The following is a 12,659-nucleotide window of genomic DNA, read 5'->3' on the forward strand; positions in this document are numbered from 1 at the left end:
GGGATGCAGCATTACTACTGCATCCCTTTTCTTTTAGTTTATTTTATTTTTCATAAGCATTCCATTGAAGTACATCATCAAGTGGAAGGCGAGTCTTTTCGAATCCTGCCTTCGCTCCTTTACCAAGCGCTATCAGCATGACTGGTTCAAGGTTTTCAGGGATATTGAAAGTTTCTACGAATTTAGCTTCATCAAATCCGCCCATCGGTACGGTATCGAAGCCTTTCGCTTTCGCTGCCAGCATCAGTTGCATGGAAGTGAGTCCGCCATCAATTGCGGCAATGCGTGAACGGCGTTCTTCAGGGAAGTTGCCGTAATTTTCGAGGATGCTGTTCACATACGTGTTTTTCATTTCTTCAGGCATGTTGCCTTTCTTAGCAATCTCTCCGTAAATGCGATCAGCCTGCTTGTATGCAATTTTGTCCCCAAGAACCGCGATAACAATAGAAGCGTCGACTGCCTGCTGTTGGTTGTACGCGATTGGCAGCAATGTTTCTTTAGCTGCCTGGTCCTGGATGACTAGGAATCTCCATGGTTGCAGGTTGGAGGAGGATGGTGCAAGAATCGCTGCTTCCAGAATCTCGCGGATATCCTTTTCATCCATTTCGTAAGAAGCATCATATTGCCTTACGGAGCGCCGCTCTTTCGCTACCGTAAAGAAATCTGTATCCTGCAGTTCCTTCGGCTTTTCAGCTGCGCCTAGTTCCTTCGCTTTATTCAAATATTCTTCTTTTGTCATTGTATCGTTAGCCATTGTATGGTCACTCCTTTTTAACTGTTCATATTACGAGAACAGTATAATTCCTATACTGTTCTGTTGTCAAGAACAGTTACTCACGAAAAAAAGGTACGTCGTTCAACGTACTAGTTCTTTTCTTTGGCCAGCAGGTCGGCGAGTGTCTTTTGTTCCAATCCGTCCACGATCCAGCCTTCCATTTCATTACGTAACTCACACAAGGCACTCGTAGTAGATGGGGAAAAGCATGCATCGCCTTCCACCTCAAGAAACCCTTTGGATATCGTTTCGGAACGCATCGCTTCGTAAACCTCTGCAAGCGTAATGTTTTCCGGGCGCTCTGCCAACGAGTAACCTCCATCACGGCCTTCCTTGGCATGAATGAGCCCAGCCTTGACGAGGTGGGTGAGGACTTTTCTAAGATATAAGGATTTCGATTCCAGTTTTTCAGCCATCTGTCCGCTAGGGCATCTGCCTTCATGGTCTGCCAAAACGAGCAGTGCCTTCAAGGCTGTCCCGAACCATTTTAAACTCGACACCTTTTCAGCCATAGTTGTACCCCCCTTTTGGTGATATGGGTTGTTGAATTTATTCATGTAAGTGCATTTTATCATAAAAGGCAAGGGGGTATGAATGGAGATAAATGTTATGCTTGAACAAAAAAATTGGAGTTGTGTAACCAATGAATAATATAAAACGTCTATTCAAGTAGAAAGTATGTATGAGGTGGAGAAGGGTGAAAAAGTATTTACCAAGATGGCTGATGCTCGGATTGTTGATTTTCGGACTGCTCGGTCTAGCGGTGAGTGGAACACTCTTTCAGGAAGGGAATCCAATACCGCTCCTGAAAGCCATTACGAAATTAGAATTATCCGATGAAGGGTATGAAAAGTTCGCCACAACCGAAGACACGTATCGCTACATAGCTAAGAACAGTGGAGAGGACAGGTATGATGTCGTCAAAACGTTCATGGCAGAGCGAGGGTGGGAGTATGAAGAGCAAATGGGAGCTGGGTTGATTTTTTCTAATGGGGAAGAGGGAACAGTAGTTGAAACGAAACTATACTCGAGAATCTATTACCTGTGGGATGTGCAACGGGAATCCTTGGATGAATGATCATCAGGGACAAGTGAGGGGGAATGACGTTGTTTAATAGCAGCAATAACTTTAGAGGTTTTAATATTATTGCAGCATTCTTGCTTATAGTGGTTCTGACCGCTTGTAATGAAGAAGCAAGGGAACCTGCCAATACAAGTGATTCTACTAGTACTACATCGTCAAATGAGAAAGAAACGACGGAAGCAGGCGGCGAAAGTGATAATGGAGTGGAAATACCCGCAATCCAACTGCCAGAGGGGTCAGATATGGCGACAGCGGATATGATTGGTTTGATCGTGTATCAAGGGAACATCTATACACAGACGAATACAGAAATTTCTCCTGAAGATGCAAAGGAGCTTGTAGGTGAAAAGCTTGGGAGAACCACTGGCACCATCGATGAGTGGAGTGAACAGGAAGACTACGAGAAGGAATTCGCTTCATCGACAGGGGTTGGTGATGTGTTCGCTGTGAAAGGTTACGAACCATCCTTCCGTATCATGATGTACGGCGATGACCATGCAGAATTCTATGAGCATTTGAATGGAATTACAGTGGCGAGCGGAGAAGATGTTTTCGGAAAAATGAATATGACAGGGAATGTTGTTTCTGCAGAATATCAGTTCTATAGCGATTGGTATCAAAGCAGAGGCAATAAGAAGCCGATTGGAGATGAAGAAGTCGTTAACACGTTTGTTGAAGATTTGAATGAAACAAAGCCGTTGGTGCGCTCCGAATCCAATGATCCGATCGGCGATTTGCGTAGTGATGAAACGCACAAAAAGCTATATTTAACACTTGAAGATGGCTCGAGAGTCCAGTTGACTTTGCTTGAAGGTGGCTACATCTATTACGGTTATGGCGGCGTATATTTTCAAATGGATGAAGCGCAGTTCTCTGATATGTGGGAGCTGCTGGAATAAACATAAACGCTTGGATAGTGGGCACTATCCAAGCGTTATTTTATTGCTATGCATGTGCTTTTTCAAGATTGAGGTATTCCTCGATAAAGCCTCGATATTCATCGGTTAAACCATTCGGAAGATTATGTAGTGGGAAGTATTGCATTTTTTCTGATTCGCTATAATCGATATTCAATTCGCCGCTAACATCATTTGTGTAATAGACAGCTGTTACGGAATATAATTCATCGCCATTTTGGACTTTCAGATAGTAGTCAGCGCCGGAAAACACGTTCAGCAGCTTTAAACCATTGATGGTCAACCCTGTTTCCTCATACACTTCTCTAATTGCCACTTGTTCGTAACTTTCTCCTAAATCCATCAGGCCGCCCGGTAACCCCCAGCAGCCTTCCGTACGTTTTTGCAATAATACTTCACTGTGTTCATTTAGAATAATCACCACTGAGCCAGGTAAGATGATCGGTTGCTGGCCGACGTATTGTCTTAAGTATTTATAGTATTCCATGCTTCATCCTCCTTGGATAATGCTCCAGTTCATTCAGGAAAAAGCGAAGTCGTTCTTCGATTTGCCCCTTCGTCCCAAAACGGATTATTTGCTCCTCATTCAACCTCTCCCTTTGTAGAAGATCCAGGTGGTCATGAGCCATTGTTACAAGCTTTATAAACACTTCTACTGTCAAATCCTTCTGTTTCTGTTCAGAGCCGCTGGTGTACGCCTCAATAAATCCCTCTGCATTGGCCTTCAGTTGCGGTACGACATGCTGGTAGTTGCCCTTTCCATATCTCCGAGTGTTATGTAAGGAATGAAACAGCGTCTGATAATTGAACGCAAAGTTGGCTGCGAGCGATGTGCCTGTATAAAGAATCGGATAAGGGTCGATGATCCGGATGCCTCCACTTGTAAACAGGATATTTTCCGGAGAGGTATCCTGATTGGTGAAAATACATTTTTCTGATTCAACCGCGCGCTGAGCGATGAGTTCACGTCCAAACGCAGCCACTTTTTCTTTATCAAACGGATAGGGACTGGAAAGCAATGCTTCTAACTCCTGTTGATATTCTTCTGTTTCTTCACGAATCATCGCTTGCAGATTCATGTTGTAAAACCCCGTCAACTTTTCATCGTCGTTCAAGGTCAAGTAACCTACCCCTGGTAATGGGGCTTCTAATTCTTCTAAACCAAGAAAAAATGATCCGATCTCTCTTCCGAAAAGTTTTGCCTGTGCAGGAGTCTGATCGGCAAGAGGGGTGGTTCTGCCTGCATAGGATTCTATCGTGTAAGTGAGCGGCTCACTAACTGTATAACGGAAATATTTCGGGCAAATGTCTTCTTTAACTTTGTTGGCATGAGAATAAAACTGTTTTGTACCTTCGTATTCTGTTTTAAATAATTTCTCGTCGAAGGCAACTTCTTTATCATAGGCGATTTTTTTCGGAAGGCGTAGAACGAGGTCTTCTTTTGGGATGTAATACGCATAATGCCACGCCCCTTCCCCTAATCGTTCGAACTTAGTTGGCAATCCCTCTTTTTCTAATGCGAGTGTGATAAGTTCGATTTCTGTCTGGGCTGTTGATGATAGAATATTCATTTTCAACGTTTGCTCCTTTTGTATGCAATTCACTTCATTCTGTAATTTCGATTTTCCCTAGTTTGACTTGGCCGGGGAAGGAGTCATTCATTCCACCGTCACCCCAGACCTTTACCTTTTCCCCGACTTCCCAATCGGAATAATCGTCCCACCAGCTTTTCCGGTGAAAAATTATGGCATTGTTGATTGAGCTCGATTTCGCGAGGTCTTCCCAGGTGGAAGCCACCGCTTGATCTTTCGTAATACCGTTAACAACTAGTAATTCGGTTTCATTAACCTGCAAAATGTATCCTTCAATAGTCGGTGGTCCTGTAAATTCATCTTCATCCTGGCTGCATGCAGGGAGGAAAAGGATGACGCACACAGCTAGCGTACACAGAAATTTCACGCTCCCGCCTCCCTTTTTGTATGGAAAATTCTGATAATAACTAGTTTACCAGAAGGGTAGAGGAAAATAAAAAAGAATCCAGCAGTCGGCTGGATTCTTCGTCGTGATTAAAATGGGTTCGTTGCCCATTGGAGCGATTGTTTTATGAAAATCCGCGGATGGAGCTTAAGCTGAGAAACCATATGCTCTGCCAAATCTTCCGGCTGCATATACTTTTCGGTATCTGCCTCGTCCAGCTTGTCACCGAAGGATAGGTCCGTTGCAACAAGACTCGGATTCAGTGTCATCACGCGAATGTTATGTTTGCGAACTTCCTGCATCAACGCTTCCGTCATCCCCTGGACGGCGAACTTCGATCCGCTGTATGCCGTGCTTTTTGCTGTACCTTTCAATCCACTGCTGGAAGAAATGTTGATGATGTCGCCTTGATTCTTCTCAATCAAGTGTGGCAGGACCGCACGTGTGACGTGATAAGTTCCGAACACATTCACTTCGAATGTACGCTTCCAGTCTGCAGGGTCGATTTCAAGAAAAGCTCCATACATGCCTATACCTGCATTGTTGATCAGGATATCAGCTTTTCCTAGGTCCTGCTCAAGCTTGTCGACTGCCTGCTCCACCTGTTCCATGTCTGCGATATCCGCAACTGCGACACTAGCGTTCACACCAAGTTCCCGAGCTTCTTCAGCGACTTTTTCCAACGTGCTTTCCGTACGTGCAAGCAGTCCGACATGGACGCCTTCGCGTGAAAGTTCAAGCGCAGTTGCCTTGCCGATTCCCCGCGCTGCCCCTGTGATATAGGCTGTTTTTCCTTTAAGCGATTGTGCCATCCTCGCTCATCCTTTCTTTTCTTAAGGTCTAACGAAAGTGTACGGTGTAAGGAAAGGAATGGCAACTATTCCCGCTTAGGGTCAGCTGAACCCGATGATTTGTTTCAGCTCTTTGACATTTACGAGCTGCCAGGAAAAATCAATCCAGTAATTTTCCCAATGGACGCCTGTAAACAGTCCGGACACAAAGACCCCACCAAAAAATAACATCAGAATTGCCAACATCGTGCCATAGCACATAAGCTTATCCTTCATAGTAATTCTCCTTTGAAATGATAGATTTGCACACGAAAACAAGCCTTCTTTTTATGTGAAAAAAGAAAGCGGAAGACTGTTTTTCATTCAAAAGAGAGTTACGTGAAGTTGGATTGGTGATGGATGACAGTGATAAACCCTTGTGCATCTCCCGAATCCATATGTGAGGAGTGTACGGTTATAGGCGAAGTCGGGTTCTTCGGGTTCACTGGTGGTAGAAAATCAGGTGGCAGGTCAGAAAGTTCTTTTGGAGATTCGAGAAGAGACGGAGCCTGTTGGAGGTCCGCGACAGAGTCACTTACAGCAGTATCCTTCGCTGTAACGACCGTGTTTTGCTCATGGGAAGCCAACTGCTGAATATCTTCATTCGGTTGAATCCCAACTAAAAATGTAACGAAAAACATTAATGTCGCCAATTTGAATAAACGCATTCGCTCTCTCCTCCTTTCTGCCTTCTTTCATTATACCAATTTTTGTTAGTGTGAAGGTGAAAGAATATAATTATGGAATATATTGTATAGGGGGTGGGAGAAGTTGGATTGGATTAAAGATTTTTATACGAAACAATATAAGTGGATGGGAACGGATGACGAAGCTCTTTTTACGTTTGAGGAACAATTGATTGAGAAAGTGGAAAAGCATTCGGGACCTGTGAAAAACCTGCTTGAATTAGGTGGAGGGAAAGGTCATTTTGCTGTAATGGCAGCCAAAAGAGGATATGAGGTTACAGTGATTGAACTCATCCCAGAAGCAGTGGAACATATGAAGGCTCTTGCAAAAGAACATAAGGTAAGTGATAACCTGCAAATTATTGAAGGTGACTTTTATAAGGTGAAGCTAGAAGAGAAATTCGATGTAATTTGTTATTGGGACGGCTTTGGTATCGGAGCGGATACGGATCAGCGTGTGTTGATCAAACGGATGAGGGAATGGCTCAGACAGGGTGGAGATATGTATATGGATATTTATACTCCTTGGTATTGGGCAAAAGTTGCTGGGAAGCGGATGCAATTGAACGAAAGTATATCAAGAGCTTATGACTTTGACCCAGAAGGCTGCCGTATGCTCGATACATGGTGGCAAACAGAAATACCCTCTGAAACCTACACCCAATCTCTGCGATGCTATTCACCTGCTGATCTACAATTACTGGTGGGAAATGAGTGGGCGATGGAAATCGTCGGTGTTGGGGGAGCAATGGATTATGAGAAGGGGACCTATCATGAGAGCGTGCCATTAAATAAAGCAATGAGCTATCTAGTAAAATTGGAGAAGGAGCGTGGATAAGTGGAGTTTAAGTTTAAATACCCTTTGGGTGAGGATCCTGAAAAAGATTCTGTCTTAGCGCAGTTGCCAGAAGGTTATACTTCCATCGCTAAAGTCTTCTACCCATTTATCCGGATGCCAAGAGGGTGGAAGAACTCGGAAGATTTTGCAATACTGCGGAGGAACTTTTTAGAAATAGGAAGACCGGTAACATGGGAAGAAGTGAGTGTTTTGTGCGGACTGGAAAGTGTGGCTGAGGTTTCGATCGGTTTGCATGCGATGGTTACTGGAGGTCGGGGAAGGGGGATTTTCCAGCGACTAGATTTGTGGGACCGGATAGAAGAGAATCTGCTACCGGAAATCTATCAGCCAAATGAGGATGCTTTTTCCGAGCTGTTGATCCGTACCTTCCTCAAGGTGCTTGGTAAGAATGGGGAGAAGACGTTCAAGTTTGCGAAACTTCATGATGCAAGTGAAGAATGGCGCACCTATGCATTTCACGATATGACTAAGGAGCGGATGCTTGAGCTGTGTGAAAATCCCACCACCCTAACAAATGAGAGCGAATCTATCATATTCAGCTGCTTCTTCGATGAATTGAGTGCGGTTTGTTACTGCAAGGGGGACGTGCGTGAAGCGTTAAGAGGATATAAGTTGGAGGGAGTAGTCCTTGAAGATGAGACCCCCATGATATGGGAGGATAAACCACACACCTATTTTTATAACTAAGCTGAAAAGGAGTCCTTATAAAGGCTCCTTTTTTGCTTTAAAGCATGTGGGGACAGTCCCTCATCGCTTTAACGCGCTCCCTTAGTTGTGAACGTTTTGTGAAGGGTTGGAGTTGTTTACAGGTATTTTCCAGGTGGAGTCGAAAGCTTACAGGAGAGCATCATTAAATGGGAGGGGGCAGCGGTTATTCCTACATCGAATCATGCAAGCTTGAAGAATCGTATTCTATTACTCTTTGGACTAGGCATCTCCACGTTAGGTGACTTCATCTATCTGATTGCTATCAATGTATTGGTGCTGCAAATGACTGGTTCAGCAGCTGCTGTAGCTGGATTGTGGATGATCGGTCCGATCGCTTCGCTGTTGACGAAATTCTGGATCGGTAGTCTTGTGGATCGTTGGAACATCCGCAGAATCATGATGGGCACGGACCTCATAAGAGCCCTTTTCGTAGCGGCTATTCCTTTCATCGATTCGATTTGGCTGATTTATGGCTGTTTGTTCATTCTTTCCGTGGCCAAATCTTTCTTTGAGCCGGCATCACTTACATATATAACGAGCGTTGTACCTCAACAAGATCGCAAGCAGTTCAATTCTTTCCGCAGTCTGATTACATCTGGTGCATTTTTGGTCGGGCCCGCGATATCTGGTATTTTGTTGTTGTTTTTCTCTGTCCAGGTTTCGATATGGCTTAATGCGATTTCGTTCCTTTTGTCACTATGGATGATCGCGCTGCTCCCAGATGTTCAAAAGAAAGAGGCAGATGCTGTACCGGCTCGATTCAGTCGGAAAATACTGCGGGACGACTGGAAAGCTGTCATGTATTTCAGCCGGCATCAATCCTACATCGTGCTTGTTTACTTTCTTGCCCAGCTTTTCATGATCATCGCTCTTGGAATGGATGCGCAGGAAGTCGTGTTCATCCGCCAGGTGCTGGATTTAAGCGAGGCTGATTATGGGTTGCTGGTGAGTTTGACTGGTGTCGGTTCAGTCCTCGGAGCGTTTACGGTTTCAGCGGTAGCTAAAAAACTTTCCATCAGAGCGTTGATTGGTACAGGTTTTCTGATGGTATCGATCGGATATCTGATTTACGCTTTTTCATTTTCATTTTTCAGCGTTGCCACTGGTTTTATGATACTTGGCTTCTTTAATGCTTTTTCAAACACCGGCATCATGACTTTCTTCCAAAATAACGTACCAGTAGAAACGATGGGCAGGATCTCAAGCGTTTATGGACTTTTTCAAAGCGTACTGCAGATTGTATTCATTTTACTGGTAGGTTTTACAGGTGATATCATCCCGGTTCGATACAGCATCATCGGGGCTTGTGTGTTGATGGGCGTCGTCAGTATGTATTTAATGATGCTGATTTTGAAAAAGGACAAGCAGCATTATTTTGTAGAAGAAAGCTATTCTCAAGCATCCAATCAGTAACTGAAAAGCCTACCTGCTCCTTAGTTGGAGTGGTAGGCTTTTTCTATAAATACCTGTCGATGTTCTGCTGCTGGGTTGGGTTAAGGTGGTATTGGTAGATTGGTCTACCGACGCCATAGACGAGTGTTTCGTCCAAATAGCCGATGTCAGTGAGGAACTTCAGGTATTTACGGATCGAGACCCTGGAAATATCCGTATCTTCCGCAATTTCATCTGTTTTGAACGCGTCATCTTTACGCTTCATGATCACCTCATGGATCCGTGTGAGCGTGTTTTTTGTGAGGCCTTTTGGCAAGTCCTTCGGTAATTGATGCTCTACCTGTTGGGCCGATTTTTTCTGCAGAAGCTGATCGAGCTCGTGCTGGCTGATGGTATCTGATTGCTTCAATGTATGATGGTTGGTTCTGTATTCAGTCAGTGCTTTTTGAAAACGGTCGAACTCGAACGGTTTGATCAGGTAATCGACAGCACCAAGCCGCATCGCCTGTTGGATCTGATTGATGTCGGAAGCAGCGGTGATCAGGATGACGTCGATATCCTGGGCTTGTTCGCGTAGCTTTTTCAAAAATTCAAGGCCATTCATCCCCGGCATGTACACATCGAGCAGGATCAGATCGATATCGGTCTGCTTCAGCTCGTCAAGCGCTCTATCTGTATTGGGAGCCGTACAGCATAGGTGGAACCCTTCCATCTGCTGGACATACTTCTCATTTAAGGCGGCCACCATCGGGTCATCCTCGACAATCATTACCTTAATCATGTGCCTCACCTCCTGCTTCATAAGGAAGAATGATCGTAAATGTTGTACCAGCACCTGGCTCGGAATCAACTTCGATGGACCCTTCCAATTTTTCGATGCTTTGTTTTGCCAGAAAAAGTCCAAAGCCTCGGTTTTTTCCTTTTTTCGTCGAGATCCCTTTTTCAAAAATAGATTCCTGCTGGGATTCCGGGATGCCAGTTCCATTGTCGGTCACCGTCATCGTCAGCAATTTATCGATATAAGAGAGTGTGAGTGTGATTTCTTTATCTTCCTGCTCGAGGACACTGTCGACTGCATTATCAATGATGTTTCCGAGAATCGTAATTAGCTCATGGGTCATTGCGGGTTCGTTCGGTTTCGGAATTTCTGTTTCACAGGTGACGGTCAAATTGACGTGTGATTCGCGGGCATAGCTGATTTTTCCGATGATAAAGCCGGCGAATGCTGGATCTTTAATGTGTCGTGTGACGTTTCCAACTTCATAGCTTTGATGATCGACGAGTCGGTGGATGAAGTGGTTCACCTGATCGTATTCTTCCATTTTGATCATCCCAAGCAGGACATGAAGCTGGTTCATGAATTCGTGAGATTGGGAGCGCAAGGTGTCCGCATACATTTGCACGCCAGTGAGTTCTTCCGCCAGCCGGTTGACCTCTGTTTTATCACGAAAAGTGGCGATTGCTCCGACGACCTGGTCGTTCACGACAATCGGCACGCGGTTGGTGATGATCGAAAGACCGTTGATCACCTGCTCCTTGTCAAGGTCCGCTTCATTTTCATCCGCGACGTTATCGAGCATTGTGCCAGGGAGGAAGTCGTTGATCTTCATCCCGATCGGCTCCTTGTCACCGAGGCCCGCCTTTTGAAAAATAGTCCGAGCAGATTTGTTCACAAGCACGATAGTGGCATCTTTATCAATTGCGATAATTCCCTCATGCACGGAGTGGAGCATCTGGTTCCGCTCCTCGTGAATGCGGGCGATTGCATAAGGTTCAAGGCCGAAAAGACTGTTTTTTATGTAACGAGCGAGCAGGAATGCACCGAGAACACCGATCAGGACACCGATGAGTGAGCCGATGAGAATCTGCTTCTGACTTTGGCGGATAGATGCCTGGACAGCTTCAAGAGAGATTCCGACCGCGACTGCACCTATTTGAGTACCGTCGTCATTGAAGATCGGTGTGAATGCACGGAGGGAGTCGCCAAGGGTGCCGGTAGATCTAGATGTATAAGACTCGCCTTGAAGCGCGCGAGTTTCATCTCCGCCGACAAAGTGATTGCCGATCCGGTCAGGCTCAGGGTGTGACTTCCGGTAGCCTTCCATATCCATGACCACGATGAACATCACATCTGCAGCATCCTGGATTGTCATCGCGTAATCCTGGATGTTCGCTTCCTGTGCGGGGTTTTGGAGACCACGTTGAACGACCTTGGACTCAGCCACGGTTTTAGAAATGACAGTCGCCTTTTCTTCAAGCTGCTGTTCGATGGTATCGCTTGTCGTATCCGTGATCAGCAGGTCCGTGATCAAGAGGGAGAGGAGGACAACGAGGCAGACGTAGAAGATGATGATTGTACTCAGCTTGAAGCGTGGCTTTCGCATCGGTTTCCCCTCCATTTCTCGATCGATGCTAGAAACTATTCTAAACGAAAGCGCTTCAAATTGATACCGCATTAACGCAAGTGGGGACAGTCCCCCATCGCTTTAACGCGCTGAGGGACTGTCCCCACTTTCTGGATGTAGTGTATGATGAAGGTAATCAGATTCGGAAGATGGTGCAGGGGTTTTGCTGTACTACACTTCAATATGAGGAGGCCAATGATGAAATTTTCAATGTATCAGATGGACATTCATCCAGGTGACCCGGAAGCGAACCGGCAGAAGGTAGCGGCGTGGGTGGAAGCTGAAGTGAAACGTAATAATCCGGATACGATTGTTCTTCCTGAAATGTGGACGACAGCATACACCTTGAGTGAGCTGGATGGAATTGCTGATGACGAAAGAGAGCCTACGGAAAGCTTTCTTAAGGAACTTGCCATAAAGCATAACGTTAATATGATAGGTGGATCAGTTGCCAATAAGATGAATGGGAAGGTTTACAATACGGCGCTTGTGATTGACCGGAAAGGGAACCTCGTTTATCACTACGACAAGGTACACCTCGTACCGATGCTGGATGAACCTGCATATTTATCAGGTGGAGAAAGTCCGGCTGAAGTTTTTGAATTGGATGGAGTGAAACTAGGCGTTGTCATCTGTTATGATCTGCGCTTTCCTGAATTGATCCGTTGGCTGGCTCTTGAAGGAGCACAGGCACTTGTCATTGTTGCGGAATGGCCGCTGGCACGCGTCGATCATTGGCGTACCCTTCAAAGGGCACGCGCCATCGAAAATCAAATGTATGTCCTGACTTGTAATCGCATCGGAGCTTATGATGGAGTGGAATTTGCCGGAACGTCTATGGTAACGGACCCGTGGGGGGATGTGTTGGTAGAGGGGTCACAAGGCAAAGAGGAAACACTGTCCATCTCGCTGGATTTAGAAAAAGTGAAACAGGTGAGAGAAGACGTACCGATTTTCACAAGTCGCGTGCCAGATCTCTATAGGTATTCTTAATTCAGCTTGAAGGGGACAGTCCCTCAACGCTTC

The 12,659-nt window shown here is 45.3% G+C and carries 16 protein-coding genes; 6 read left to right on the plus strand and 10 right to left on the minus strand.

Translation table 11 applies throughout. The features are described from left to right. Nucleotides 1-43 precede the first annotated feature (43 nt). Together ACFQ2J_RS11075 and ACFQ2J_RS11080 are read right to left on the minus strand one after the other, a co-directional pair. The gene (locus ACFQ2J_RS11075) at nt 44-754 is read right to left on the minus strand and encodes a nitroreductase family protein (RefSeq protein ID WP_386060064.1); all 711 of its coding nucleotides are present in this window, start codon (nt 752-754) and stop codon (nt 44-46) included. Between the two features lie 110 nt (nt 755-864). Further along, on the minus strand, nt 865-1,287 hold the full coding sequence (locus ACFQ2J_RS11080; protein WP_386060067.1) for an RrF2 family transcriptional regulator: 423 nt from the start codon (nt 1,285-1,287) through the stop codon (nt 865-867). Between the two features lie 185 nt (nt 1,288-1,472). On the opposite strand from ACFQ2J_RS11080, the gene ACFQ2J_RS11085 reads away from it, so the two are divergent. Continuing rightward, nucleotides 1,473-1,853: a hypothetical protein gene (locus ACFQ2J_RS11085; protein WP_386060069.1), complete on the plus strand. Its 381-nt coding sequence runs from the start codon at nt 1,473-1,475 to the stop codon at nt 1,851-1,853. A gap of 29 nt (nt 1,854-1,882) precedes the next feature. Then, the gene (locus ACFQ2J_RS11090; RefSeq protein ID WP_386060072.1) at nt 1,883-2,758 is read left to right on the plus strand and encodes a hypothetical protein; all 876 of its coding nucleotides are present in this window, start codon (nt 1,883-1,885) and stop codon (nt 2,756-2,758) included. A gap of 46 nt (nt 2,759-2,804) precedes the next feature. On the opposite strand, the gene ACFQ2J_RS11095 is transcribed toward ACFQ2J_RS11090, so the two are convergent. The 6 genes from ACFQ2J_RS11095 to ACFQ2J_RS11120 form a co-directional block, all read right to left on the minus strand. Beyond that, complete coding sequence (locus ACFQ2J_RS11095; protein WP_386060074.1) at nt 2,805-3,263, minus strand: NUDIX hydrolase; 459 nt, start codon at nt 3,261-3,263, stop codon at nt 2,805-2,807. Beyond that, the gene (locus tag ACFQ2J_RS11100) at nt 3,250-4,353 is read right to left on the minus strand and encodes a hypothetical protein (RefSeq protein ID WP_386060076.1); all 1,104 of its coding nucleotides are present in this window, start codon (nt 4,351-4,353) and stop codon (nt 3,250-3,252) included. Before ACFQ2J_RS11100 ends, ACFQ2J_RS11095 begins: the two co-directional genes overlap by 14 nt. Nucleotides 4,354-4,381: 28 nt before the next feature. Continuing rightward, the gene (locus ACFQ2J_RS11105; RefSeq protein WP_386060079.1) at nt 4,382-4,735 is read right to left on the minus strand and encodes a YobA family protein; all 354 of its coding nucleotides are present in this window, start codon (nt 4,733-4,735) and stop codon (nt 4,382-4,384) included. Between the two features lie 107 nt (nt 4,736-4,842). Beyond that, entirely contained in the window at nt 4,843-5,565 is a 723-nt protein-coding gene (locus tag ACFQ2J_RS11110; RefSeq protein WP_386060082.1) for a 3-ketoacyl-ACP reductase, read from the minus strand. Between the two features lie 81 nt (nt 5,566-5,646). Continuing rightward, complete coding sequence (locus ACFQ2J_RS11115; RefSeq protein WP_386060084.1) at nt 5,647-5,820, minus strand: hypothetical protein; 174 nt, start codon at nt 5,818-5,820, stop codon at nt 5,647-5,649. Between the two features lie 98 nt (nt 5,821-5,918). Next, a complete protein-coding gene (locus ACFQ2J_RS11120; protein ID WP_386060087.1) occupies nt 5,919-6,251 on the minus strand; it encodes a hypothetical protein in 333 nt (110 codons plus the stop codon). Nucleotides 6,252-6,354: 103 nt separating this feature from the next. On the opposite strand from ACFQ2J_RS11120, the gene ACFQ2J_RS11125 reads away from it, so the two are divergent. From ACFQ2J_RS11125 to ACFQ2J_RS11135, 3 genes are all read left to right on the plus strand, one after another. Beyond that, nucleotides 6,355-7,107 carry a class I SAM-dependent methyltransferase gene (locus ACFQ2J_RS11125; protein WP_386060090.1) on the plus strand — a complete coding sequence of 251 codons (753 nt, stop codon included), beginning with the start codon at nt 6,355-6,357 and terminating at the stop codon, nt 7,105-7,107. Next, nucleotides 7,108-7,815 carry a DUF2711 family protein gene (locus tag ACFQ2J_RS11130; RefSeq protein WP_386060093.1) on the plus strand — a complete coding sequence of 236 codons (708 nt, stop codon included), beginning with the start codon at nt 7,108-7,110 and terminating at the stop codon, nt 7,813-7,815. It abuts the gene before it with no gap. Nucleotides 7,816-8,025: 210 nt separating this feature from the next. Beyond that, a complete protein-coding gene (locus tag ACFQ2J_RS11135) occupies nt 8,026-9,249 on the plus strand; it encodes an MFS transporter (protein WP_386060096.1) in 1,224 nt (407 codons plus the stop codon). Nucleotides 9,250-9,292: 43 nt separating this feature from the next. Here ACFQ2J_RS11135 and ACFQ2J_RS11140 read toward each other — a convergent pair whose 3' ends face one another. Then, entirely contained in the window at nt 9,293-10,009 is a 717-nt protein-coding gene (locus ACFQ2J_RS11140) for a response regulator (protein ID WP_386060099.1), read from the minus strand. Beyond that, nucleotides 10,002-11,612: a DcuS/MalK family sensor histidine kinase gene (gene dcuS / locus ACFQ2J_RS11145; protein WP_386060102.1), complete on the minus strand. Its 1,611-nt coding sequence runs from the start codon at nt 11,610-11,612 to the stop codon at nt 10,002-10,004. The genes ACFQ2J_RS11140 and dcuS overlap by 8 nt, the downstream gene beginning before the upstream one ends. 219 nt (nt 11,613-11,831) lie before the next feature. Between dcuS and ACFQ2J_RS11150 the strand changes: the two genes are divergently transcribed. Further along, nucleotides 11,832-12,626, plus strand: a complete 795-nt coding sequence (locus tag ACFQ2J_RS11150) for a carbon-nitrogen family hydrolase (RefSeq protein ID WP_386060105.1) — start codon at nt 11,832-11,834, stop codon at nt 12,624-12,626. The last annotated feature ends 33 nt before the right edge of the window (nt 12,627-12,659 follow it).

Source organism: Thalassobacillus hwangdonensis, assembly GCF_042675915.1.
GTDB classification, from domain to species: domain Bacteria; phylum Bacillota; class Bacilli; order Bacillales; family Halobacillaceae; genus Thalassobacillus_A; species Thalassobacillus_A hwangdonensis.

Excerpts from the sequence above, each read along its gene's own strand:
- ACFQ2J_RS11075 (WP_386060064.1), bottom strand. The coding sequence starts at position 754 with ATGGCTAACGATACAATGACAAAAGAAGAATATTTGAATAAAGCGAAG.
- ACFQ2J_RS11080 (WP_386060067.1), bottom strand. The coding sequence starts at position 1,287 with ATGGCTGAAAAGGTGTCGAGTTTAAAATGGTTCGGGACAGCCTTGAAG.
- ACFQ2J_RS11095 (WP_386060074.1), bottom strand. The coding sequence starts at position 3,263 with ATGGAATACTATAAATACTTAAGACAATACGTCGGCCAGCAACCGATC.
- ACFQ2J_RS11110 (WP_386060082.1), bottom strand. The coding sequence starts at position 5,565 with ATGGCACAATCGCTTAAAGGAAAAACAGCCTATATCACAGGGGCAGCG.
- ACFQ2J_RS11115 (WP_386060084.1), bottom strand. The coding sequence starts at position 5,820 with ATGAAGGATAAGCTTATGTGCTATGGCACGATGTTGGCAATTCTGATG.
- ACFQ2J_RS11120 (WP_386060087.1), bottom strand. The coding sequence starts at position 6,251 with ATGCGTTTATTCAAATTGGCGACATTAATGTTTTTCGTTACATTTTTA.
- ACFQ2J_RS11140 (WP_386060099.1), bottom strand. The coding sequence starts at position 10,009 with ATGATTAAGGTAATGATTGTCGAGGATGACCCGATGGTGGCCGCCTTA.
- dcuS (WP_386060102.1), bottom strand. The coding sequence starts at position 11,612 with ATGCGAAAGCCACGCTTCAAGCTGAGTACAATCATCATCTTCTACGTC.
- ACFQ2J_RS11150 (WP_386060105.1), top strand. The coding sequence starts at position 11,832 with ATGAAATTTTCAATGTATCAGATGGACATTCATCCAGGTGACCCGGAA.